Genomic DNA, 24,078 nt, shown 5'->3' on the forward strand with positions numbered 1-24,078 from the left:
CAATATTGCTGAGAATTGTGTCCCGAGCACATAAGTCTGGGCCTATGGCGCGGCTTCTCTATAATACCGGCTCGTTTCCGTTAGCATTGGCCCTCCGTGGGTGCCGGTGTCGCGTTCCCACCATCGTCAAAAAGGGCTGTTTTCACTCGTGCGCAAGGTTCGATGGTTGATCCTCTCTGCTGTCAGTGTCGCCGCCGGAGCCGTCCAGGCCCAAGGTAGCCAGGGCAGCGCTCCCGCCGCGTCGTCGACCTCGGCGACTCCCGTGTTGCGCACCTCGCCGGGCCTGCGGATCCACCGCCTGCCGGACGACAGCATTCCCGCCTTCATGGAGGCGGACAGCATCGATGGCGATCCCGACTCTGACCTGACCCTGACGGGCAATGCCCAGGTGCGCCGCATCGACAGCGTGATCAAGGGCGACCGCATCAACTACCGCAAGGACACGGGCGAAGTCGACGTGCAGGGCAGCGCGCGCATGATGCGCGACGGCACCCTGGTGATCGGGCCGAATGCCAAGTTCAACGTCGACAAGTCCTCGGGCGAGATCGAAAAACCCAATTTCTGGATGGGCGCCAACGGCGGCTTCGCCGTCGCCGAGCATGCGGACATCTTCAGCCGCTCGCAGATGCGGCTGCACACGGTGACGTACAGCGGCTGCGCCTGCGAAACGCCGTCCTGGTACATCAAGGCCAATACCGTCGACATCGACTTCGATGAGAACGAAGGTGTGGCCCGCAGCGGTGTGCTGTATTTCAAGGACGTGCCCATCCTGGCGTCGCCTTACATGACCTTTCCGGTCAAGCGGGAGCGCAAGTCGGGCTTCCTGATGCCGACCTATGGCACGACCAGCCAGGGCGGTTTCGATTTTTCGATTCCGTACTACCTGAATCTGGCGCCGAACTATGACATGACCGTGCAGCCGCGCTACTTCTCCAAGCGCGGGCTGCAGTTGGGGGGTGAGTTCCGCTATCTCGGCAATGGCTACGGCGGAATTCTGGATGGCGCCTACCTGCCCAACGACAAGCTGACCGATAGTGACCGGTGGATGTATTGGTGGCGTCACCAGCAAATATTGCCCTACGGATTCTATGCGGATTGGGATGTCGCGAAAGTATCGGACGACAACTACTTTCGAGACATTTCCCAGCTGGGTTTGAACCAGGCTTCGACGACCTATCTGCCGCAGCGCGCGCGGGTGGGCTGGTCGTCTCCGTCCGGTTACTGGAGCGCGTATGCGCAGGTCTACAAGTACCAGACGCTGCAGGATCCTGATGCGCCGCTCGCGCCTCCGTATGACAAGGAGCCGGAACTCTTCTTCCGTGGTGCCCGTTATGACTGGGGCGGATTTGACGTGGATTGGAGTTCCACCGCAGTACGCTTCCGCAAACCGCTCTTCGAAAGCCAACGACTCGGACCTGACGGCAACCGCTTCCAGACTTATCCGACGGTTTCCTATCCGATCGTCAAGCCAGGCTGGTTCATTGTTCCCAAGGCTGGAGTCAATTACACCCAGTACGACACCGACTGGTACAACCTGAGCCCGGGTACTCCGCGCTCTCAATCCCGTTCGGTGCCGATCTTGTCCCTGGATTCGGGGCTGATCTTCGAACGCGACACCTCGCTGTTCGGCAAGGCCTCCACGCAGACCCTGGAGCCGCGCCTGTACTATCTGTACGTGCCGTACCGCGACCAGTCCAAACTGCCTGTCTACGACACCTCTTTGGCTGATTTCAGCTTCTCGCAGGCGTTCGAAGAGAACATCTATACCGGTGGCTGGGACCGCATCGCGAACGCCAATCAGCTGACTGCGGCGTTGACGACGCGCTGGCTGGATGCCAACACCGGATTTGAGCGCATGTCGCTGGGCGTTGCGCAGCGTCTGTACTTTGCAGACCAGAAGGTCACGTTGCCGGGTGAAGTGCCTCGCGAGAATGTTCGTTCGGACTTCCTCCTGGGCGCCAGCGCGGCGCTGACCGACACGCTAAGCACCGAGATCGCCGCGCAATACAACCCTTACGACAGCAACTGGTCGCGCGGCCTGATCAGCGCGCGCTGGTCGCCGCAGCGCCTGACGACGGTGGCAGTGTCCTACCGCTACCAACGCGATCCCCAGCCCGGGGTCCAATATCAGGCGCAGGGTCAGAACCAGGTGAGCCTGGCCATGCAGTGGCCGTTCTCCAAGCGCTGGTACGGCGTCGGGCGCGTGGACTACTCGCTGCGCAGCGGTCCGTCCAGCACGCTGGCCGGCACGATGGATTCGCCTCGCGTCACGCAGGCCATTGCCGGCCTGGAGTACAAGGGAGATTGCTGCTGGGTGGGCCGCATGGTCTACCAGCGATACGCGGTATCCGCCACGGACGCCAACTCGGCACTGTTCTTCCAGCTTGAACTGACCGGTCTGGGTTCCCTGGGAACCGACCCGATGAACCTGCTGAACAGAAGTATCCCCGGCTACACGCGTGTTACGCCGCCTGTGCCCACCGGGACCACATTTGAAAGGTATGAATGATGCGTAGGTTGCACTCTTTGCGCCGCCTCTCTGGCAATGCGCTGCTGTTGGCCGTGTGCGCCGGCTTGCCCGTGGCCCATGCGGCCGAGCAGGGCGGCAAGGCCGCGAACAATGGCGCCAAGCCGAATTCCGCCGCGCAGAAGAACGCTGCGCCCGCGCCGCAGCGCGAGCAGTTCGTCGATGGCATTGCTGCTGTCGTGGACAAGGACGTGATCACGCTGCGCGAATTGCGCGATGCGTCGTTGCGCATTTCGAGCGAGCTCAAGACCCGGGGCATCCAGGTGCCCGATGATCAGACCTTGCAGCATCAGGTATTGCAACGCCTGATCATGGAGCGCGTGCAGCGCCATGAGGCGGATCGCCTGGGCATACGCGTGGATGATGCGCAAATCGACCAAGCCATCCAGACCATTGCGTCCCGCAACAAGATCACCGTGGCCCAGCTACGCCAGGAAATCGAAAGAACCGGCACGAGCTGGGACGGTTATCGCAAGTCGCTGCGCGACGAGATCCGCACGGATCGCCTGCGTCAGCGCGCGGTGGATTCCACGATCGTGATTTCCGACGCCGAAGTCGACGCGTTTCTGAAGGACCAGCGGCGCAATCCGGCGTTCGGCGCCGCGCCGCAGGCAGCCCCGCAACCGCAGGCCCAGCCGCAGCCCGAACCCCAACAGGCCGCTGCGCCGTCGGGCCCGATGCTCTACGCCCTGGCCCAGATTCTGGTGCGCGTGCCGGAAGGTTCGTCGCCCGAGCAGCTGGCGGTGCTGCGCAAGAAGGCCGAAAGCCTGCTGGCGCAAGCCAAGCGTGGCGATGACTTCGCCAGCCTGGCCGCCGCGGCCTCGGACGGTCCCGAAGCCTTGCAAGGTGGCGTCATGGGTGTGCGCCCGCTGGACGGCTGGCCCGACCTGTTTGTTCAGGCAGTCGGCAATCTGCAAAAAGGCCAGGTCAGCGGCCTGATCCAGAGCGGCAACGGTTTCCACATCATCAAGGTGATGGACCGCGGCACCGCCCAGCCGGCGCCCGCCCGCACGGCCCGCGCTCCGGCGCCGGCCCAGGCGCCGCAGCCCGCCGCCGCGCCCGCGCAGGCGCCTGCGCACCAAGGCCCTGTGGAAGTGATGCAGACTCGTGCGCGCCACATCCTGATCAAGACCTCCACCGTCATGAGCGACGAAATGGCGCGTCAGCGCCTGGAGCAGGTGCGCCAGCGCCTGGTGAGCGGTGGCGCCAAGTTCGAGGACATGGCGCGCCAGTATTCGCAGGACGCGACCGCCCCGCAAGGCGGCGAACTGGGTTGGTTGAACCCGGGCGAAACCGTGCCGCCGTTCGAGGCCGCCATGAACGCCCTGAAGCCGGGTGAAATCAGCCAACCGGTGCAATCGCCCTTCGGCTGGCACCTGATCGAAGTGGAAGAGCGCCGCCAGCACGACGCCACCGACGATATGGCTCGCATGAAGGCCCGTCAGACCTTGTTCGAACGCCGCGCCCAGCCGGCTTTCGAGGATTGGCTGGAGCAGCTGCGCGCCCAGGCGTACATCGACAATCGTCTGGAAAAGCAGCAGAAGATCCAGCAGAACAACCGCTAAACGCATTACAGGCTTTACATGTCCCAGCACCAGGCGCGCAAGCGCTTTGGCCAGAACTTCCTGACCGACGAGAGCGTGGTCGAGTCCATCGTCCGGGCGGTTTCGCCCGCCCGCGACGATACCGTGGTCGAGATCGGCCCGGGCTTGTCCGCGCTTACCCGGCCGTTGCTCGAACGCCTGGATCACCTGACGGCGGTCGAGATCGACCGCGACCTGGCGGCGCGCCTGCGCAAGCAGTTCGACGCCAGCCGCCTGACCGTGGTCGAGGCCGATGCCTTGACGGTGGATTTTTCCCAGTTCGGGCCTGCGCTGCGCGTGGTGGGGAACCTGCCCTACAACATCTCCAGCCCGTTGCTGTTCCACCTGATGACCTGGGCCGATCACGTCCGCGACCAGCATTTCATGCTTCAGCGGGAAGTGATCGACCGCATGGTCGCGCAGCCCGGTTCAGGCGACTTCAGCCGCCTGTCGGTGATGCTGCAGTCGCGCTACCGCATGCACAAGCTGTTCGACGTGCCGCCGGAAGCCTTTGACCCACCGCCCAAGGTGGTGTCGGCGATCGTGCGCATGGTGCCCTTGCCGGCGGACCGTCTGCGTCCGGTCAGCGAGCGGGCCTTCGAAACCGTGGTGGCGCGGGCATTCTCACAGCGCCGCAAGATGCTGCGCCGGGTGCTGGCGGACTGGGCGCAGCAAGTGCCCTGGGAAGCGCTGGACATCGCGCCTACGGCGCGCGCCGAGGATATTTCGGTGGACCGATACATCCGTCTGGCGGATGCGCTCGTGGCGGCCGGAGTGCTGCAGGCCGAGTGAAGCTGGATCCGCAAAATGAAGAAGCCCGCGCAAGCGGGCTTCTTCATTCGGGTTTCTACAACATGCGCTTCTGCGCGGTCATCCAGAGCTGCATGACGTCGCGGGCGCGGTCGGCCAGCAGTTTTTCGGCGTCCGTGAGCGCCTGCTGCAGCGTGATGGGGCCGGGCGCCAGGCTGAACGCGGCGCTGATGCCGCAGGCGTGCAACGCTTCGTAGCCTTCGCCCAGCGAGCCGGCCAGCGCCACCACGGGCACGCCCGCGCGCTGCGCGATCTTCGCCACGCCGGCCGGAGTCTTGCCGCGCAGGGTCTGCGCGTCCATGCGGCCTTCGCCCGTGAACACCAGGGTCGCACCTTCGACCGCCCGGGCCAGTCCGCCCAGTTCGGCCACGATCTCCACGCCGGGCCGGAAACCGGCGTTCAGGAACGCCTTGGCGGCGAATCCCAGGCCGCCCGCCGCGCCCGCGCCTGGGTGGTCGCGATGGTCGGAGCCCAGGTGCTTGGCGCACACATCGGCGAAATTCGTCAGCATCTGATCCAGGATCAGCACCTGTTCAGGCGTCGCGCCCTTTTGCGGGCCGAACACATGCGAGGCGCCCTGCGGGCCGCACAAAGGGTTGTCCACATCCGAGGCGATGTCGATGCGGATCTGGGCCAGGCGCGGATCCAGGCCGTGGGTATCGATGCTGGTCAGCTTGCCGAGCGCGCCGCCGCCGGGCGGCAGGCTGCGGCCGTCAGCGTCCAGCAGGCGCACGCCCAGCGCAGTCAGCATGCCGGCACCGGCGTCGTTGGTGGCCGATCCGCCCAGGCCCAGGATGATGCGCTTGGCGCCTGCGTTCAAGGCTGCCAGCATCAGTTCGCCCACGCCGTGGCTGCTGGCGCGCATCGGATCGCGCTTGGCAGGGGCGATGAGTTCCAGGCCCGCCGCCGCGGCCATCTCGATCACCGCCGTGCCGTCCTCGAGCAAGCCCCAGACGGCGTCGACCTTGTAGCCCAACGCATCGTTCACCGTCTGTTGGCGTTCCTTGCCGCCGGTCGCCGCGAGCACGGCTTCGACCGTGCCTTCGCCGCCGTCGGCCATCGGAATGCATACCGTGTGAGCGCCGGGAACAGCGGCCTTCACGCCGCGTGCAATGGCTGCCGCGGCATCGGGGGCGGACACGCTTTCTTTGAAAGAGTCGGGGGCGATGACGATTTTCACGGGTTCAGTCGAGCTCGTTTTTCGGTTGAGGTGATGCCCATGATACCTGCGCGGGCGCGGCCGGCGTACCATAGCGTTTTTGTTGTTTTAGCGAGAGTGGATCGTCATGCCCGTATTGCGCCGCACCAAAATTGTCGCCACCCTGGGACCTTCGACTTCGACGCCTGAACGCATAGAAGCGCTGATCCGCGCGGGTCTGGACGTGGCCCGCCTGAACTTCTCGCACGGCAGCGCGGACGACCATCGCGAGCGCGCCCGCATGGTGCGCGAGATCGCCGCCAAGCAGGGCCGCTTCGTCGCCATCATGGGCGACCTGCAAGGCCCCAAGATCCGCATTGCACGCTTCAAGGACAAGCTGGTCCAACTGCAGATCGGACAGCCGTTCACGCTGTCGCGCGTGCATCCCAAGGAAGAGGGCACGGCCAGCATCGTCGGCATCGATTACCCCGAACTGGTGCAGGACTGCCGCGTCGGCGACGAGCTGCTGCTGGATGACGGTCGCGTGGTGCTGGTGGTGGACAGCGTCGAAGGCGACGAGGTCCACACCACCGTTACCGTGGGCGGCCCGCTGTCGAACAACAAGGGCATCAACCGCCGCGGCGGCGGCCTGTCCGCGCCCAGCCTGACCGACAAGGACCGCGTCGACATCAAGCTGGCCGCCGAGATGGAACTGGACTACGTGGCCGTGTCATTCCCGCGCTATGGCAGCGATATCGACGAGGCGCGCACGCTGCTGGCGGCCGCCGGCAGCCAGGCGTGGATCATCGCCAAGATCGAACGCGCCGAAGCCGTGGCCGACGACGAGGCGCTGGACGCGCTGATCCGCGCCAGCGACGGCGTGATGGTGGCGCGCGGCGACCTGGGCGTGGAGGTTGGGGATGCCGAACTCGTCGGCATCCAGAAGCGCATCATCCAGCACGCCCGCACGCTGAACAAGGTCGTCATCACCGCGACGCAGATGATGGAGTCGATGATCTCCAGCCCCATGCCCACGCGCGCCGAAGTGTCCGACGTGGCCAACGCGGTGCTGGACTACACCGACGCCGTCATGCTGTCGGCGGAAAGCGCATCGGGCCAGTATCCCGTGGAAACCGTGCAGGCCATGGCCCGCGTCTGCCTGGGCGCGGAAAAGCACCCGACCTCGACCAAGTCGCATCACCGCCTGGGCGAGACCTTTACCCGTTGCGACGAGACCATCGCGCTGGCGGCCATGTACGCGGCCAACCATTTCCCCGGCGTCAAGGCCATCATTTCGCTGACCGAAAGCGGTCACACGCCGCTGATCATGTCGCGCATCCGCTCGGGCGTGCCTATCTACTGCTACAGCCCGCACAGCATCACGCAAAACCGCGTGGCCATGTTCCGCGGCGTCTACACGATTCCGTTCGCGCCGTCGGACTACGAGCCTGCCGACCTGAGCAACGCCGCCATCGATGAACTGCGCAAGCGCAACCTGGTGCAGACCGGAGACTGGGTGATCCTGACCAAGGGCGACTTCTACCGCGACAGCGGTGGCACCAACGGCATGAAGATCCTGCTGGTGGATTGATACGGCGGGGCAGGAGCGCCGCCCTGGCGCTCCTTGCCGCGCGGCGGGTTTCAGCCGAAGAACCAGTAGCACACGCCGATGGCCGCCAGCACGCCGGCCAGGTCGGCAATCAGGGCGCAGCCCACCGCGTGGCGCGCCCGCAATATGCCCACCGATCCGAAGTACACCGCCAGCACGTAAAAGGTGGTCTCGGTGCTGCCCTGGACCACCGCGGCCAGCAGCGCGGGGAAGCTGTCCACGCCGAAATGCGTCATGGTTTCCAGCATCATGGCGCGCGCCGCGCTGCCCGAGAATGGCTTGACCAGCGCGGTAGGCAGGGCATCCACGAAGCGCGTGTCCCATCCCGCTTGCATCGCCAGCCAGCGGATGCCGTCCAGCAGGAAATCCAGCGCGCCCGATGCGCGCAGCACGCCCACCGCGCAGAGCATCGCGACCAGATAGGGCAGCAGGCTCTTGGCGATGTCGAAGCCTTCCTTGGCGCCTTCGATGAAGGCCTCGTAGACCGGCACCTTCTTCCAGGCGCCCGCCACCAGGAAGGCGATCAGGATGCCGAACAGGACCAGATTGCCCAGCAGCGACGACAGCGCGGCGATGGCCGCCGCCGACATGCTGGCCAGCAGCGCCATGAATCCGCCCATGAGCAGCGCCGCGCCGCCCAGCCACAGCATCACGACCGGATCGATCAGGCGCAGGCGCTGGCAGGCCGCCACGGCCAGGAAACCTGCCAGGGTCGATGCGCTGGTGGCCAGCAGGATGGGCAGGAACACCAACGTCGGGTCCGGCGCGCCCTGCTGCGCGCGGAACATGAACAGCGTCACCGGCAGCAGGGTCAGCGATGACGCATTCAGCACCAGGAACAGTATCTGCGCGTTGCTGGCGGTTTCGGGCGTGGGGTTGAGCGACTGCAGTTCGCGCATGGCGCGCAGGCCGATGGGCGTGGCGGCGTTGTCCAGGCCCAGTCCGTTGGCGGCGAAGTTGAGCGTGATCAGACCGATGGCCGGGTGGTTGCGCGGCACGCCGGGCATCAGGCGCGCGAACAGCGGTCCCAGCACGCGCGCCAGTTTTTCCACCAGGCCCGCGCCCTCGGCGATGCGCAGAAAGCCCAGCCACAGCGTCAGCGTGCCGAACAGCAGCACCATCACTTCCACCGACACGCGCGCCATGTCGAACAGGCTGGCGACCATCATGCGGAAGACATCGGGGTCGCCGATGACCAGCCAGCGGTACAGCGCCGCCGCGGCCGCGGTAAGGAAAAAGCCCAGCCAGAGTTTGTTCAGCATGCGGAGACTGCCCGGATAGCGATGGATTGCGCGCTGCGCGCCGAGGCCCATTGTCGCAGAGTCGGCAGGCCGCAGCTTGGCCCGACGCCGCCAATTCTGGTACTTTGACCTGATACGCCCTGGGGCCTGGGGCCATAACAGTGAGGAAAACTCATGGACTTCAACGCATGGCGCCGGCGCCGCATCTCGGAACCCGCTTACCGCTGGGCGCGCAACGCGCTGCCCGCCATGTCGGCGACGGAGCGCGAAGCCATCGAGGCCGGCGACACCTGGTGGGATGCTGATCTGTTCACCGGCAATCCCGACTGGCGCAAGCTGCTGGACGTGCCGGCGGCCACGCTGACCGCGGACGAGCAGCGCTTCATAGACGGCCCGCTGGCGCGGCTTTGCGCCATGCTGGACGAATGGGACATCACCTGGAACCGGCGCGATCTGCCGCCCGAGGTATGGGACTTCCTGAAGGCCGAACGCTTCTTCGGCATGATCATTCCGCGGCGCTACGGCGGCCTGGGCTTTTCGCCCTATGCGCACTCCGAGGTCGTGCGGCGCATTTCGGCCTACTCCATCACCGCGGGCGTCACCGTCATGGTGCCCAATTCGCTGGGCCCCGGCGAATTGCTGATGCAGTTCGGCACGCCGGCGCAGCGCGACTACTGGCTGCCGCGGCTGGCCGACGGCCGCGAGGTGCCATGCTTCGGCCTGACCAGCCCCGAGGCCGGTTCGGACGCCGCGTCCATGGTGGACACGGGCGTGGTCTGCCGCCAGGTGATCGACGGGCGCGAACTGATCGGCATCCGGCTGAACTGGCACAAGCGCTACATCACGTTGGGGCCGGTGGCGACGGTGCTGGGGCTGGCTTTCAAGCTATCGGACCCCGACGGCATCCTGGGCGGCGCCAAGGATATTGGCATATCGGTCGCGCTGGTGCCGACCGAAGCGCCCGGCGTGGAGATCGGGCGCCGCCACCTGCCCGCCATGCAGGTCTTCCAGAACGGCCCCAACCGCGGGCGCGACGTGTTCGTGCCGCTGGACGCGCTGATCGGCGGCGCCGAGCGCGCCGGGCATGGCTGGCAGATGCTGATGAGCGCGCTGGCGGCGGGGCGGGGCATTTCCTTGCCGTCGCTGTCGGCCGCGGCCGCCGTGATGTGCGCGCACACCACGGGCATGTATGCCCGCGTGCGCGAACAGTTCGGCATTCCCGTCGGCAAGTTCGAAGGCGTGCAGGAAGGGCTGGCCCGGCTGGCGGGCAATGCCTATCTGGTCGAAGCCGCCAGGCGCTTGACCTGCGCCGCGCTGAACCAGGGCGTCAAGCCGGCTGTGGTCTCGGGCATCATGAAGTACCACGCCACCGAGCGCATGCGCGGCTCGGTCAACGACGCGATGGACATCCATGCCGGCCGCGCCGTCATCGACGGTCCCAGCAATTACCTGGGCGCGCTGTACCGCGCCGTGCCCATCGCCATCACGGTCGAGGGCGCCAACATCCTGACGCGCAACCTGATCATCTTCGGCCAGGGCGCGATCCGCGCCCATCCCTATCTGATGCCGGAAATCCTGGCGCTGGGCAACCCCGACGAAGACCGTGGCATGGAGGTCTTCCACGACGTGTTCTGGCGGCATCTGCGCCACACAGGCATCAACGCGCTGCGGGCCATCGGCCGCGCCTGGACTGGCGGGGTGCTGGCGCCTGCGCCTTCATCCGGTCCCGTGGCCGGCCACTACCGGCGGCTGGGCCGCTATGCCTCGGGCTTCGCGCTGCTGGCCGATGCCACGCTGGCGCAGCTGGGCGGAGGCCTGAAGCGCCGGGAAATGATTTCCGCCCGCCTGGGCGACATCCTGTCCGAACTGTATCTGCAGTCGGCGGTGCTCAAACGCTGGGAAGACGAGGGCCGCAAGCACGACGATCTGCCGCTGGTGCAGTGGTGCCTGGAGCAGGGCTACGCCAGCATCGAGAAAAGCATGGATCAGGTCCTGCGCAATCTGCCGGGCCGCGTGTTGTCGTGGGGACTGCGCGCGGCCATCCTGCCGCTGCGCCTGGCCAAGGGGCCGAGCGACGCCTTGACCCGGGAATGCGCTGAACTGCTGCTCAAGCCTTCGCCCACGCATGTGCGCCTGGCGGCCGACCTGCATCGCGAGGCCGGCGCTGCCGGCGACGATCCGGTAGGCCTTCTGACCCGCGCCTTCGCGCTGGCGGACGCCGTGCAGCCCCTGCGCGACCGCCTGCGCCAGTCCGGCGTGCGCGATTGGCGCGAAGCCCATCAGCGCGGCGCCATTACCGACGCGCAGGCGGCCTCGCTGGAAGAGGCCGAAGCCCTGGTCTCGCGGGTGTTGCAGGTGGACGATTTCGCGCCCGAGGAGTTGTCGCCGCAGGCCGCCAAGGCGGACTCCGGCGAGGCTTAGGGTAGGGACGCAAGCCCCGCAAGGCGGGAGCGGGGCCTTAGTCGTCCTGATTCGGATCCATGTCCGGGAACAGGATTTCAGTGAACCCGAATTTGCTGAAGTCCTGGATGCGCGACGGGTAGAGCCGGCCGATCAGGTGATCGCATTCGTGCTGCACCACCCGGGCGTGAAAACCCTCGGCCTCGCGCTCGATGAGCTGGCCGTAGGGATCTCGCCCGCTGTAGCGGATGCGGCGGTAGCGCGGCACCAGGCCGCGCAGGCCCGGCACCGACAGGCAGCCTTCCCAGCCGTCTTCCGTCTCGTCCGACAGCGGCGTGATGACGGGATTGCACAGGATGGTCTGCGGCACGGCGGGGGCGTCGGGATAGCGCTCGTTGCGGTCAAAGCCGAAGATCACCAGCTGCAGATCCACGCCGATCTGCGGCGCGGCCAGGCCCACCCCTTGCGCGGCGGCCATGGTTTCGAACATGTCGTCGATCAGCGCATGCAACTCGGGCGTGTCGTAGCGCTCCACGGGCGCGGCCACGCGCAGCAGCCGCGGATCGCCCATTTTCAGGATGGTGTGGATCATGGAAGTGTCTTCCTGGCTTTGGCCGCGCGGGGCTCAGTCCTGGCGGCCCTTTTTCTGGATGAACTCGATCTTGTAGCCATCGGGGTCTTCGACAAAGGCGATGACCGTCTTGCCGTGCTTCATCGGGCCGGCTTCGCGCGTGACCTTGCCGCCTTTTTCCTTGACCTTGTCACAGGCTTCGTAGGCGTTGTCCACTTCCAGGGCGATGTGGCCGTAGCCGGTGCCCAGGTCGTACTTGTCCGTGTCCCAGTTGTGGGTCAGTTCGATGACGGCGCCTTCGGATTCGTCCTGGTAGCCGACGAAGGCCAGCGTGAACTTGCCTTCGGGGTAGTCGTTGCGGCGCAGGACGCGCATGCCGAGCACATTGGTGTAGAAGTCGATGGACTTGTCGAGATTGCCGACTCGCAGCATGGTGTGGAGCATACGCATGGGATGGTTTCCTTAAGCGGTGAGGGGGAACGGGAAGAATCCGCCGTTGCCGGCGGCTTCCCGGGTGATGCCGATGTCGCGCAGCGCGCCGCCCATGGCGTCGACTGCCTGCCGCATCTGGTCTGGCCCGAAGGCGCCGATGCAGCCGACCCGGAACGAAGGTTGTTCGGTGTTGTAGAAGTTGCTGAGCACGTAGCCGCGGCGCTTGAGGGCGTCCACGAACAATTGCAGGTTCCAGGTCGGCGCATCCGGGGCGCGGACGTTGACGACGATGGGCCCCTGCAGCGCGGGCGGCAGGTAAGGCGCCAGGCCCAGTTCCCTGACGCCATCATATAGCGTGTGCATGTTGGCGGTGTAGCGCGCCAGGCGGGCTTCGCGGCCTTCTTCGCGGTGCAGCTCCAGCGCCACGGCCAGCGCGGCCAGCGTGGGCGCGGGCGGCGTGAAACGCGGGCCGGCATTGGGCTGCTGGCTTTGCTGGTAGATGTCGGCCAGGTCCAGCGACCAGCTGCCGGCGATGCCGCGCGCCGCTTCCAGGCTGTCGCGCCGCGCCACCACGAAGGCGGCGCCGGGCATGCCTTCCAGGCACTTGTTGGCCGTCAGCACCACTGCCTCCACGGCGGGCAGGGCGTGCAGCTCCAGGGGCAGCGCGCCGAAGGCGGATACGGCGTCGACGATGACGCGGCGGCCCAGCGCATGCGCGATGCGCGCGAGTTCGGGCACGTCGTGGCAGATGCCGCTGCCGGTTTCGCTGTAGACCAGCGCCAGGTGCGTGAGCGTGGGATCCTGTTCCAGCGCCTGCGCGACCGCTTGCGGATCGATCCGCTCGGTGGAGCCTACGGGTAGCGGCACGGCGACGCGGCCGGCATCGCCGGCCAGCTTCTGCAGGCGGGCGGCGTAGGCGCCGGTGGAGGGCGCCAGCAGGCGGCCGGCGGCGGGGATGAAGCTGCGGATGGCGGCTTCCACCGCGAAGTGGCCGCAGCCCGGCAGCGCCAGCGCGGCGTGCTCGTCGGGCGACGCCTGCGCCGCCCGCAGGACGCCATCGCAGACCTGCCGGTAGGTCTGACGGAAATCGTTGTCCCACGGCGCATAGTCTTGCGCCATGGCGGCCTTCACCCGCGCGTCGGTCGTGACCGGGCCCGGAATCAGCAGCAACATTTTCGTGTCTCCAGAATGCCTCAGAACTGAGGCAAGGATGCGGGGTCGTGACGTCGCAGGATGTTCTTGGCGTCTTCGAAATCGGGCAGGATCTGTCCCACTTCGCGCCAGAAGTCCTGACTGTGGTTCATTTCGCGCAAATGGGCAAGCTCGTGGGCGATGACGTAGTCGATGATGGCGGGCGCGAAATGGATCAGGCGCCAGTTCAGCATGATGTTGCCGTCGCTGGTGCAGGAGCCCCAGCGGGTTGCGGCCGACGACAGGCGCCAGCGCCGGATCTTCAGGCCGCTGACTTGCAGGAAGTGGGCCAGGCGCGCGCCGAACCAGGCGCCGGCGCGCTGCTGCAGCCAGGCTTGGGCCGAATCGCGGATGCGGCCCTGGTCCGCCGAGGACGGCAGCGCCAGCCACAGGGTGTCGCCGTCCTGGGGGGCGTCGGCGTCGCCCGACAAACTGGCCTGGCGGCTGTCGCCGCCCACGCCGATCACGATGCGCTTGCCCAGGTAGGGCAGCTCGCCGCCCGGCTGCCAGCGGGTGTGCGCCATGGCCAGTTGTTGCTTGCGGGCATGCCATTCGCGCAGCTTGGTCAGGATCCAGCGGGCCTTCTCGCGCACGGCGTCGTCCACCTGCGTCAGCGTCACCCAGTTCGGGGCGGTGACGCGCAAGCCGTCGTCAGTGATCACGAAGCCTATGCTGCGGCGGCGCGAGCGCAGCAGCACGAAGCCGATGGACTGCTGCTCGGTCGCGACCTCGCGCCAACGCGCGCCGGGCGGCAGCGGGTCGGGGCAGGGCGTGGGGACGAGCGAGGCCGCGTTGGGCGACAGCGTCAGCAGCGGTTCGCCGGCAGGGGCGGCGGCCGGCGGCAGATCGGGGAAGAGGGGCTTGGGCGGGACCGGCTTGGGCGAGGCCGCCTCAGGCGCGGTCGGAGCCTTTGGCGCGGCGTTCAGCGGCGGCGCGCCCGTGGGCGCGTCGTGCTGCTGTTCGTCGAACAGGAGTTCGAGCTGATCAGTGCTGGCCATACCTTTCTGGATTGAGACGCCGCATTTCCCCTTCGATCCAGTCCTGAACCTTTTTGTTCAGTTCCTCGGGGGAGAGTCCCTTGGATTCTATCGCGGGACCGATGGACACGGTAACCATGCCCGGATACTTCACGAAGGCGTTGCGGCGCCAGCATTCGCCGGCATTATGCGCCACGGGGATGACGACCGCGCCGGTGCGCGAGGCCAGCAGCGCGCCGCCCATCTTGAAGCGGCCGGTCTTGCCGGGCGGCACGCGGGTGCCCTCGGGGAACAGCAGGGGCCAGCGGCCTTCGTCCAGGCGCGTCTGGCCTTGCTTGACCACTTGATCGAAGGCATCGCGACCCTTGGCGCGGTCGATCGGGATCATGCGCAGCAGCGCCAAGCCCCAGCCGAAGAACGGCACCATGTGCAGTTCCTTCTTGTAGACGAAGCAGACTTCGCGCGGCATGTGGGCCGGGAAGAACAGCGTTTCCCAGGCCGACTGGTGCTTGGACAGCAGCACCGCCGGGCCGTCGGGCAGGTTTTCCCAGCCCTTGACCTGCCAGCGGATGCCGCAGAAGAAGCGCGCGCCCCAGATGGCCAGGCGCGGCCAGCCCACGGTCAGCTTGTAGCGCCAGTGCAGCGGCAGCGGCGCCCACAGGATGCAGGCGAAGGCATAGGGAATGACCGTGACGGCCAGGAACAGGAAGTACAGCAGCGAACGTAGGCGGGCCATTGGATCAATGGTCCTGCAGCAGCGCGTCGACCACGGCCGACAGGTCGTCGCAGACGCGGGTGTTGTCAGGCAAACCGCCCTTGGCCAGCGTTTTCTTGCCGTTGCCGGTCAGCACCAGCCAGGGCGAGCAGCCGACCGACGACGAGGCCTGCAGGTCGCGCAGCGAATCGCCCACCGCCGGCACGCCAGCCAGGTCGACGTCGTAGCGGTGTCCGATCTGTTCGAACATGCCGGGCTTGGGCTTGCGGCAGGAGCAATTGTCATCGGGGCCGTGTGGGCACATGAAGACCGCGTCGATACTGCCGCCAGCGGCGGCCAGTTCGCGACGCATCTTGGTATGGATGGCCGTCAGGGTGTCCATGTCGAACAGGCCGCGCGCCAGGCCCGACTGGTTGGTGGCGACCACCACCTTCCAGCCCGCCTGCGTCAGCCGCGCGATGGCCTGCAGGCTGCCGGGCAGGGCGATCCATTCGTCCGGATTCTTGACGAACGAATCGCTGTCCTGATTGATGACGCCGTCGCGGTCTAGGATGATGAGTTTCACTGTGCCAGCCTGGAGATGTCAGCGACCTGGTTCATCAGGCCATGCAACTGGCCCAGCAGGGCCAGCCGGTTGGCGCGCACGGCCGGGTCTTCGGCCATGACCATGACGTCGGCAAAGAAGGCGTCCACGGCTTCGCGGACCTGGGCCAGCGTGCTCAGGCTGCCGGCGAAGTCGCCCGCGGCCAGTTGCGCCTCGGCCTTCGGGCGCAGCGCGGAAACGGCGGCGGCCAGGGCCTTTTCAGCCGGTTCCACGAGCGCGGCGTCGTTCACCGCGCCGATCTCGCCTTCGGCCTTCTTGAGCAGGTTGCCGATGCGCTTGTTGGCGGCGGCCAGGCTGGCGGCCTCGGGCAGCTGCGCAAAGGCGGCGGCCGCGCGCACGCGCTCGGCCACCTGGTGCAACGGCGGGGTCAGCGCGATCACGGCTTCGACGGCATTGCGGTCGAAGTCATTGATCAGCTGGTTGCGGTAGCGTTCGTAGATGAAGGCGCGGACTTCGGCCAGCGTGTCGGCGGGGATCTTGCCGGCGGGGAAGGTCCCTGCGGCCAGTTCCAGCAGGCCGTCCAGCGACAGGGGGCCGGCCTCGCTGATCTTGAGCCAGCCGCCTGCGGCCAGTTGTTCGAAGGCGCTGATCAGGCCCAGCGCGGCGCGGCGCAGGCCGAAGGGGTCGCGCTCGCCGGTGGGCGCCAGGCCGATGGCCCAGATGCCGACCATGGTTTCCACGCGCTCGGCGATGAACAGGGTGGCCGCGGTCAGCGTGTCGGCGGTGACGGGCGCGTCGCAGCGGTTGCGGTACTGCGTGCGCAGGGCCTGCACCACGCTGTCGGGCTCGCCGTCGCCGGCCGCGTAGTAGGCGCCCATGACGCCTTGCAGCTCGGGGAATTCGCCCACCATGTTCGAGCCCAGGTCGGCCTTGGCCAGCATGGCCGCGCGGTCGGCGGCGGAGACCTCGCCGCCCAGTTGCTCGGCCACGCCGCGGGCGATGGCGCGCACGCGCTCCACGCGTTCCAGCTGGGTGCCCAGCTTGTTGTGGTAGACGATCGAGCCCAGTTGTTCGACGCGCGCCGCCAGCGGCGTCTTGCGGTCGGTTTCGAAGAAGAACTGCGCATCGGCCAGGCGCGGGCGCACCACGCGCTGGTTCCCTTCAATGATGTTCACCGGATTGTCGGTGTGCATGTTGCTGACGATCAGGAAGCGGTGCGTCAGGCGGCCGGTAGCCGGATCGAACAGCGGGAAGTATTTCTGGTTCAGCCGCATGGTCAGGATCAGGCATTCCTGCGGCACTTGCAGGAACTGCTCTTCGAACTGGCCCACGTAGACGGTTGGGTGTTCGACCAGGGCCGTGACTTCGTCCAGCAGCGCGGCCACTTCGGGATCGTCGCCCAGGGTGGCGTTCAGGCGGCCGGCATGGTCCAGCAACTGGCGCTGGATCTCGTCGCGGCGACCTTCGAACGAGGCCACCACGCGGCCCTTTTCGGCCAGGGTGGCGGCGTAGGCGTCGGCGTCGGCGAAGGATACGGGGCCCGCGCTCATGAAGCGGTGGCCCAGCGTGTCGCGGCCGGCGGCCAGGCCCAGCGCGGACACCGGCACCACGTCGGCGCCGAACAGCGCGACCAGGCCGTGCGCCGGACGCACGAACTTGACGGTGGTGACGCCGTCGGCCAATTGGTAGCGCATGACCTTGGGAATGGGCAGGCCGTTGATGGCGGCGTCGATGCCTTCCTGCAGGCCGGCGGCCAACTGGGCGCCGGGAGCGGTGCCGCGCGCGACCAGGTAGTCCTGCTTGCCGTCGGATTCACGTTCCAGGGTCGACAGGTCGATGTTCTCAAGGCCCTTGGCGGCCAGCTTCTTCTGCAGCGCGGGCGTGGCCTGGCCGTCTTCGGTCAGGCCGATCTTCACCGGCATCAGCTTTTCGGCATAGGGCTGGTCGGGCGCCTGAGCCAGCACGGCGGACAGGTGCACGGCCAGTCGGCGCGGCGTGGAATACGCGGTGGCGGCGCAGCCGGCGGCCAGCAGGCCGTGGCGCTCCAGCGTGGCGCGCACGCCTTCGGCAAAGGCCTGGCCCAGCTTCTGCAGGGCCTTGGGCGGGAGTTCTTCGGTCAGCAGTTCGACCAGCAGCGGGCGGATGTTCGTCGTCATTTATGCAGCCTCCCCGGCGGCCTTGTCGCGGCCCAGCATGGGAAAGCCCAGTCGTTCGCGGGAATCGTAGTAGGCCTGCGCGACGGCGCGCGACAGGTTGCGGATGCGGCCGATGTAGGCGGCGCGCTCGGTGACGCTGATCGCGCCGCGCGCGTCCAGCATGTTGAACGTGTGCGCGGCCTTCAGCGCGGCCTCGTAGGCGGGCAGCGCCAGCGGCACGTCCATCAGGCGCTTGGCCTCGGCTTCGTAGTCATTGAAGTGCGAGAACAGCATCTCGGCCGACGAATGCTCGAAGTTGTAGGTGGACTGTTCCACTTCGTTCTGGTGGAACACGTCGCGATACAGCACGCGGTTGCCGTTGGCGCCTTCGGTCCAGACCAGGTCGTACACGCTTTGCACGTCCTGCAGGTACATGGCCAGGCGTTCCAGGCCGTAGGTGATTTCGCCGGTGGTCGGCGTGCAGTCCAGGCCGCCCACTTGCTGGAAGTAGGTGAACTGGGTGACTTCCATGCCGTTCAGCCAGACTTCCCAGCCCAGGCCCCAGGCGCCGAGGGTGGGGTTCTCCCAGTCATCCTCTACGAAGCGGATGTCGTGCTGGGTGGGATCGATGCCCAGCGCCTTGAGCGAACCGATGTACAGGTCCAGGATTTCCGGAGGCGCGGGCTTCAACACGACCTGGTACTGATAATAGTGTTGCAGGCGGTTGGGGTTTTCGCCGTAGCGGCCGTCCTTGGGGCGGCGCGAGGGCTGCACGTAGGCGGCGCGCCAGGGCTCCGGGCCGATCGCGCGCAGGAACGTGGCGGTATGCGAGGTGCCGGCGCCGACTTCCATGTCGTAGGGTTGCAGCAGGGCGCAACCCTGCTTGTCCCAGTATTCCTGGAGCGTAAGGATGATTTGCTGAAAGGTGAGCATAGGATTCTTGGAATTCGGCCGCCGGGCAAGGCTTGCCCTGGGCGTGGGAAACCCGACATTCTAACTGGCCTGGGGCGGTCCGGTTCCCGAATGCCGGGCGGACGGTTACATCTGGGCCTTCGGGGCGGTTCGCAGGGGGACAGTGTGCCGCTGGTGGACGCCCCGCGGGCCTGTCGCTGCGCCTGGAAACCAATGATCGTATGATTCCAGGTTGCGTACCAAGTCTTATATAAAACCCGGAACCTGATTCCGAGAATTCCCGGAAGGAGCAGTCCCATGTCAGACCTGATCAAGGTAGAAGTCACCGACGGCATCCAGATCATCACGATCAACCGTCCCGAGGCCAAGAACGCCATCAACCTGGAGACCGCGCAGGCCATGGCCGCGGCGCTGGACCAGTTGGACAGCCGCGACGACATCCGCATCGGCATCCTGACGGGCGGCGGCGGCACGTTCTCGTCGGGCATGGACCTGAAGGCTTTCGCCAAGTCGGGGCAGCGTCCCTACGTGGAAGGCCGCGGCTTCGCGGGCCTGAACGAGCGGCCGCCCAAGAAACCGCTGATCGCGGCGGTGGAAGGCTATGCGCTGGCCGGCGGCTGCGAAATGGCGCTGGCTTCCGACCTGATCGTGGCCGCCAGCAACGCCAAGTTCGGCCTGCCTGAAGTCAAGCGCGGCCTGGTGGCGGGCGCTGGCGGCATGCTGCGCCTGCCGCGCCGCCTGCCGTACCACATCGCCATGGAAGTGATCCTGACCGGCGAAATGTTGACGGCCGAGCGCGCCCATTCCTTCGGGCTGGTCAACCGCATCACCGAGCCGGGCGCCGCCCTGGCGGGCGCTCTGGAGCTGGCCCGCGCCATCGTCGAGAATGGCCCGCTGGCGGTGCAGACCGCCAAGAGCATCGTGGCGCAGTCGGGCGACTGGGATCAGGCCAGCATGTTCGACCAGCAGCGTCCGCTGATTGCGCACATCTTTTCGTCCGCCGACGCCAAGGAAGGCGCGACCGCCTTCGCCGAGAAGCGCAAACCGGTCTGGCAAGGCAAATAGGAAATGCCCCCACGCCGCGCCCCTGCGGGGCTAGCTGCCCCCCGAGGGGGCGCTGTTTGCCTTGGGGCGGCCCGGCGGCAAAAATAGTTCTTTCTCCATCGCGGCGGGCTAGTCACGCCGGCCGCGTTTTCACGTTTTTCATCTAGACCCGATATCGCCATGTCAGTCATCATCAAAGAAGAAGACTTCATCCAGTCGATAGCCGATGGCATCCAGTTCATCAGCTACTACCACCCGGTCGACTACATCCGTCACCTGGCCCGCGCCTACGAGCGCGAGGAAAGCCCCGCCGCGCGCGACGCGATGGCCCAGATCCTGACCAACTCGCGCATGTGCGCCGAGGGCAAGCGTCCGCTGTGCCAGGACACGGGCATCGTCAACGTGTTCCTGAAGGTCGGCATGGGCGTGCGTTTCGAGACCAAGCGCACGCTGCAGGAACTCTGTGACGAAGGCGTGCGCCGCGGCTATCTGAACCCGGACAATCCTTTGCGCGCCTCGGTGCTGGACGATCCGCTGTTTGCGCGCAAGAACACGCGCGACAACACGCCCTGTATCCTGCACGTCGAGCTTGTCCCGGGCGACAAGGTCGACGTGCAAGTCGCTTCGAAGGGCGGCGGTTCGGAAAACAAGTCGAAGTTCGCGATGCTGAATCCGAGCGATTCGCTGGTGGACTGGGTGCTGAAGACGGTGCCGACGATGGGCGCGGGCTGGTGCCCGCCGGGCATGCTGGGCATCGGCGTCGGCGGCACGGCCGAGAAGGCCATGCTGATGGCGAAGCAGTCGTTGATGGAAGACATCGACATGTACGAGCTGCTGGCCCGCGGTCCGCAGAACAAGCTGGAAGAGCTGCGTATCGAGCTGTATGAGAAGGTCAACGCGCTGGGTATCGGCGCGCAGGGCCTGGGCGGTTTGACGACGGTGCTGGACGTCAAGATCAGCACGTTCCCGACGCACGCGGCGTCCAAGCCCGTGGCGATGATCCCGAACTGTGCGGCGACGCGCCACGCGCACTTCGAACTGGACGGCTCGGGCCCCGCTCGCCTGGATCCGCCGTCGCTGTCGGAGTGGCCGGAAGTGCACTGGGCGCCGGACTACAACAAGTCCAAGCAGGTGGACCTGAATACGCTGACCAAGGAAGAAGTGGCCAGCTGGAAGCCGGGCCAGACGCTGCTGCTGTCGGGCAAGATGTTGACGGGCCGCGATGCGGCGCACAAGCGTATCCAGGACATGCTGGCCAAGGGCGAGCCGCTGCCGGTGGATTTCAAGAATCGCGTCATTTACTACGTGGGTCCGGTGGATCCGGTGCGCGACGAAGTGGTTGGCCCGGCGGGCCCCACTACCGCTACGCGCATGGATAAGTTCACGGACATGATGCTGGAGCAGACGGGCCTGATCGCGATGATCGGCAAGTCGGAGCGCGGTCCGGTGGCTATCGAATCCATCAAGAAGCACAACTCGGCTTATCTGATGGCGGTAGGTGGCGCGGCTTACCTGGTGTCGAAGGCTATCCGTGGCGCGAAGGTGCTGGGTTTTGCGGACCTGGGCATGGAAGCCATCTACGAGTTCGACGTGAAGGACATGCCGGTGACTGTGGCGGTTGACGCTCAGGGTACCTCTGTCCATACCACGGGGCCCAAGGAATGGCAGGCCAAGATCGGGAAGATTCCTGTCGCTGTGGCTTGATTCCGTAGGCTGTGAGAAAACCGGCTGCCAGGGGACTGGTGGCCGTTTTTTTTGGCTTTAGTGCTTAGTGCTTCGTAGGCCGCCCGTCGGCGCGGGCGCCTGGGTGGCGAGCGCCCACGATTGCGGTCCGGAGCGTTCGCTCCGGACTGCCCCGTTGTCATCCTCGTCCTCGCCTTCGGCGACTCCTACGGATTCCCTCGGGCGCATCAAGGTTGCTCGCCACCCAGACGCCCGCGCCGACGGGCTACGAGTGTCTTGGACTGGTGCGCTGCTGGAGCCGTGGTCGGGGGAGAGGCTTGATTTGCCCGTCATTATTGGCCGCCCGGGCGGCCAATAATGACATACGTGATTTATTTGATTGCTGTGGTGGTCGCTAGCGCGCATGCGGTGAGTGGCGTGTGGGGATCATCGTCGTCCTGTGACTGGAGTCTTCGCTGTAGGCGCGGCCCTCGTCAGTTCGTCGTCTTTAATCCCTCGCGAAACACGGCGATCTCTTCTTGCGTCTTCCCCAGCACCTCCCGCAGCACTTCCTCCGTGTGTTCCCCCAGCAGCGGCGGCGCGCGACGGTATTCCACCGGCGAGGCCGATAGCCGCAACGGGCTGGCTGTCACCGCCGCCATGCCGCCCGCCGGATGCGGCATATCGCGGCGCAGCTGACGTGCCAGCGCTTGCGGATGTGCCTGGGCCTGGGCGATATCGTTGATCGGCCCGCAGGGCACGCCCACGGCCTCGAGCTTGGCGATCCAGTCGTCGCGCTGGCCCTGGCGCATGATCTCGGTCAGCAGGCCGACCAGCAGCTCGCGGTTGGCCAGGCGCATGCGGTTGGTGGCGAAGCGCGGGTCGTCGCCCAGTTCGGGTGCGCCGATGGCGCGGCAGTATGCGCGGTACTGCGATTCATTGCCTGTGGCCACGATCAGGTGGCCGTCGCTGGCGGCGAACACCTGGTAGGGCACGACGTTCTGGTGGGCGTTGCCGGCGCGCTGGGGCGCCACACCGGAGTTGAAGTAGTTCGAGTTCTGGTTGGCCAGCAGGGCGACGTGGCTGTCCAGCAGGGCGATGTCCAGGTGCTGGCCCAGGCCGCTGTTGTGGCGTTCCTGCAGGGCGGCCAGGATGGCCACGGTGGCGTACATGCCGGTGACGATGTCGGTGACCGCCACGCCGGCTTTTTGCGGACCGCCGCCGGGCAGGTCGTCGCGTTCGCCGGTGATGCTCATCAGGCCGCCCATGCCCTGGATCATGAAGTCGTAGCCGGGGCGTTGCGCGTAGGGGCCGTCCTGGCCGAAGCCTGTGACGGAGCAATAGATCAGGCGCGGGTTGATCTGCTTCAGGCTGTCGTAGTCCAGGCCGTACTTGGCGAGGCCGCCCACCTTGAAGTTCTCGACCAGGATGTCGCTGGCGGCCGCCAGTTCGCGGATCAGCGCGGCGCCTGCGGGCGTGGCCATGTCGGCTTCGACGGAACGCTTGTTGCGGTTGGTGCTGAGGTAGTAGGCGGATTCCTCGGTGTCTTGGCCCGCGCCGTCCTTGAGGAACGGCGGGCCCCAGGCGCGGGTGTCGTCGCCGACGCGCGGGCGTTCGATCTTGATGACGTCGGCGCCCAGGTCGGCGAGGTTCTGCGTGCACCAGGGGCCGGCCAGGATGCGCGACAGGTCCAGTACGCGGATGCCGGTCAATGCGGGCGGGCGGTTCATGGCTTCAGCTCCGCGGTGCCGTGGCTCATGACCACCACGCCGCGCTCCTGCGCGCGGGCCTGGAAGCGGAGCTGGCCGTCGGGCAGGCGCCAGATGTCGCACTGCAGGGTTTCGCCGGGATAGACCGGCGCCGAGAAGCGCGTGTTCAGGCTGACCAGGCGCGAGGCGTCGTAGCCGCAGCAGCTTTTGACGATGGCGTGCGCGACTACGCCGTAGGAGCACAGTCCGTGCAGGATGGGTTTGGGGTAGCCGGCCGCGCGTGCGACCTCGGGGTCTGCGTGCAGCGGATTGCGGTCGGCGTTCAGTCGGTACAGCAGGGCGGCGCTGGCGGGGATGCGGATTTCGCAGCTCAGGTCAGGGGCGCCGTCGGGCGCTGCGGGCAGGGCGGCGGGGCTGTCGTCTCCCTGTCCGAAGCCGCCGTCGCCGCGGCAGAAGGTGCTTTGGCGCAGGGTGGCGAGGCAGGCGCCGTCTTCGCCGTGCAAGGTGCGTTCGGTGATGATGATGGCGCCCTTGTCGGCGCCCTTGTCGATCACGTGCGTGTTGCGGCTTCTGCCGGTGACCACGCCCGCCGCCGGCAGGGGCGCATGCATGGTCAGCCGTTGTTCTCCGTGGACCACGCGTACCCAGTCGATGCCGGCGCGCGGATCCTGGACCCAGAAGCCCGGATAGCCCAGCACCACGCTCATGGTGGGGAAGGATTGCAAGCCTTTTTCGTACACGTAGCGCAACTGGCCGGCGTCTTCGGGGTCTTGCCCCAGGCCTATGCCCAGGGCGTACAGCATGGTGTCTTTTTCGTCGTAGCGCTGGCGGACTTCGTCGAAGCGCCAGTTCTTCACGGTTGCGTAGTCCAGGGGCAT

The 24,078-nt window shown here is 66.7% G+C and carries 19 protein-coding genes; 7 read left to right on the forward strand and 12 right to left on the reverse strand.

All coding sequences use genetic code 11. The features are described from left to right. Positions 1-148: 148 nt before the first annotated feature. The 3 genes from DXK93_RS24620 to rsmA are packed head-to-tail and all read left to right on the forward strand — an operon-like array spanning position 149 to position 4,902. Positions 149-2,509: an LPS-assembly protein LptD gene (locus DXK93_RS24620; protein WP_119451438.1), complete on the forward strand. Its 2,361-nt coding sequence runs from the start codon at positions 149-151 to the stop codon at positions 2,507-2,509. Then, on the forward strand, positions 2,506-4,092 hold the full coding sequence (locus DXK93_RS24625; protein ID WP_054457536.1) for a peptidylprolyl isomerase: 1,587 nt from the start codon (positions 2,506-2,508) through the stop codon (positions 4,090-4,092). Before DXK93_RS24620 ends, DXK93_RS24625 begins: the two co-directional genes overlap by 4 nt. A gap of 18 nt (positions 4,093-4,110) precedes the next feature. Continuing rightward, positions 4,111-4,902: a 16S rRNA (adenine(1518)-N(6)/adenine(1519)-N(6))-dimethyltransferase RsmA gene (gene rsmA, locus DXK93_RS24630; RefSeq protein ID WP_119451439.1), complete on the forward strand. Its 792-nt coding sequence runs from the start codon at positions 4,111-4,113 to the stop codon at positions 4,900-4,902. Positions 4,903-4,957: 55 nt separating this feature from the next. Here the strand turns inward: rsmA and DXK93_RS24635 are convergent, their stop codons facing one another. Next, a complete protein-coding gene (locus DXK93_RS24635; RefSeq protein WP_119451440.1) occupies positions 4,958-6,100 on the reverse strand; it encodes a glycerate kinase in 1,143 nt (380 codons plus the stop codon). A 106-nt stretch (positions 6,101-6,206) separates the two neighbouring features. On the opposite strand from DXK93_RS24635, the gene pyk reads away from it, so the two are divergent. Further along, positions 6,207-7,649: a pyruvate kinase gene (gene pyk, locus DXK93_RS24640; protein ID WP_054457531.1), complete on the forward strand. Its 1,443-nt coding sequence runs from the start codon at positions 6,207-6,209 to the stop codon at positions 7,647-7,649. Positions 7,650-7,699: 50 nt separating this feature from the next. On the opposite strand, the gene DXK93_RS24645 is transcribed toward pyk, so the two are convergent. Then, entirely contained in the window at positions 7,700-8,929 is a 1,230-nt protein-coding gene (locus DXK93_RS24645) for a nucleoside recognition domain-containing protein (RefSeq protein ID WP_119451456.1), read from the reverse strand. A 153-nt stretch (positions 8,930-9,082) separates the two neighbouring features. Between DXK93_RS24645 and DXK93_RS24650 the strand changes: the two genes are divergently transcribed. Next, positions 9,083-11,329 carry an acyl-CoA dehydrogenase gene (locus DXK93_RS24650; protein WP_119451441.1) on the forward strand — a complete coding sequence of 749 codons (2,247 nt, stop codon included), beginning with the start codon at positions 9,083-9,085 and terminating at the stop codon, positions 11,327-11,329. Positions 11,330-11,366: 37 nt separating this feature from the next. On the opposite strand, the gene def is transcribed toward DXK93_RS24650, so the two are convergent. The 8 genes from def to glyQ are packed head-to-tail and all read right to left on the reverse strand — an operon-like array spanning position 11,367 to position 18,806. After that, positions 11,367-11,900, reverse strand: a complete 534-nt coding sequence (def, locus tag DXK93_RS24655) for a peptide deformylase (protein ID WP_119451442.1) — start codon at positions 11,898-11,900, stop codon at positions 11,367-11,369. Between the two features lie 33 nt (positions 11,901-11,933). Beyond that, positions 11,934-12,329 carry a lactoylglutathione lyase gene (gene gloA / locus DXK93_RS24660; protein WP_054457526.1) on the reverse strand — a complete coding sequence of 132 codons (396 nt, stop codon included), beginning with the start codon at positions 12,327-12,329 and terminating at the stop codon, positions 11,934-11,936. Between the two features lie 12 nt (positions 12,330-12,341). Further along, complete coding sequence (locus DXK93_RS24665; protein ID WP_119451443.1) at positions 12,342-13,484, reverse strand: 2-aminoethylphosphonate--pyruvate transaminase; 1,143 nt, start codon at positions 13,482-13,484, stop codon at positions 12,342-12,344. Positions 13,485-13,504: 20 nt separating this feature from the next. Beyond that, positions 13,505-14,500: a M48 family metallopeptidase gene (locus tag DXK93_RS24670; RefSeq protein WP_119451444.1), complete on the reverse strand. Its 996-nt coding sequence runs from the start codon at positions 14,498-14,500 to the stop codon at positions 13,505-13,507. Continuing rightward, positions 14,487-15,215: a 1-acyl-sn-glycerol-3-phosphate acyltransferase gene (locus DXK93_RS24675; protein ID WP_054457522.1), complete on the reverse strand. Its 729-nt coding sequence runs from the start codon at positions 15,213-15,215 to the stop codon at positions 14,487-14,489. Before DXK93_RS24675 ends, DXK93_RS24670 begins: the two co-directional genes overlap by 14 nt. A gap of 4 nt (positions 15,216-15,219) precedes the next feature. Further along, positions 15,220-15,759, reverse strand: a complete 540-nt coding sequence (gene gmhB, locus DXK93_RS24680; protein ID WP_054457520.1) for a D-glycero-beta-D-manno-heptose 1,7-bisphosphate 7-phosphatase — start codon at positions 15,757-15,759, stop codon at positions 15,220-15,222. Continuing rightward, positions 15,756-17,894 (reverse strand): glycine--tRNA ligase subunit beta, encoded by a 2,139-nt coding sequence (glyS, locus tag DXK93_RS24685; RefSeq protein WP_119451445.1) that lies wholly within the window; start codon positions 17,892-17,894, stop codon positions 15,756-15,758. Before glyS ends, gmhB begins: the two co-directional genes overlap by 4 nt. Further along, on the reverse strand, positions 17,895-18,806 hold the full coding sequence (gene glyQ / locus DXK93_RS24690) for a glycine--tRNA ligase subunit alpha (RefSeq protein ID WP_025136700.1): 912 nt from the start codon (positions 18,804-18,806) through the stop codon (positions 17,895-17,897). A gap of 276 nt (positions 18,807-19,082) precedes the next feature. On the opposite strand from glyQ, the gene DXK93_RS24695 reads away from it, so the two are divergent. Together DXK93_RS24695 and DXK93_RS24700 are read left to right on the forward strand one after the other, a co-directional pair. After that, positions 19,083-19,850 carry a crotonase/enoyl-CoA hydratase family protein gene (locus DXK93_RS24695; RefSeq protein ID WP_054457517.1) on the forward strand — a complete coding sequence of 256 codons (768 nt, stop codon included), beginning with the start codon at positions 19,083-19,085 and terminating at the stop codon, positions 19,848-19,850. Between the two features lie 159 nt (positions 19,851-20,009). After that, positions 20,010-21,533, forward strand: coding sequence for a fumarate hydratase (locus DXK93_RS24700; RefSeq protein ID WP_054457515.1), 1,524 nt, complete (start codon positions 20,010-20,012; stop codon positions 21,531-21,533). A 452-nt stretch (positions 21,534-21,985) separates the two neighbouring features. Here the strand turns inward: DXK93_RS24700 and DXK93_RS24705 are convergent, their stop codons facing one another. Both DXK93_RS24705 and DXK93_RS24710 read right to left on the reverse strand, forming a co-directional pair. After that, the gene (locus DXK93_RS24705) at positions 21,986-23,221 is read right to left on the reverse strand and encodes a CaiB/BaiF CoA-transferase family protein (RefSeq protein ID WP_119451446.1); all 1,236 of its coding nucleotides are present in this window, start codon (positions 23,219-23,221) and stop codon (positions 21,986-21,988) included. Beyond that, complete coding sequence (locus DXK93_RS24710) at positions 23,218-24,078, reverse strand: MaoC family dehydratase (RefSeq protein ID WP_054457511.1); 861 nt, start codon at positions 24,076-24,078, stop codon at positions 23,218-23,220. The genes DXK93_RS24705 and DXK93_RS24710 overlap by 4 nt, the downstream gene beginning before the upstream one ends.

The sequence above is a fragment of the Achromobacter sp. K91 genome (assembly GCF_003576205.1).
Lineage (GTDB): Bacteria > Pseudomonadota > Gammaproteobacteria > Burkholderiales > Burkholderiaceae_B > Achromobacter > Achromobacter aegrifaciens.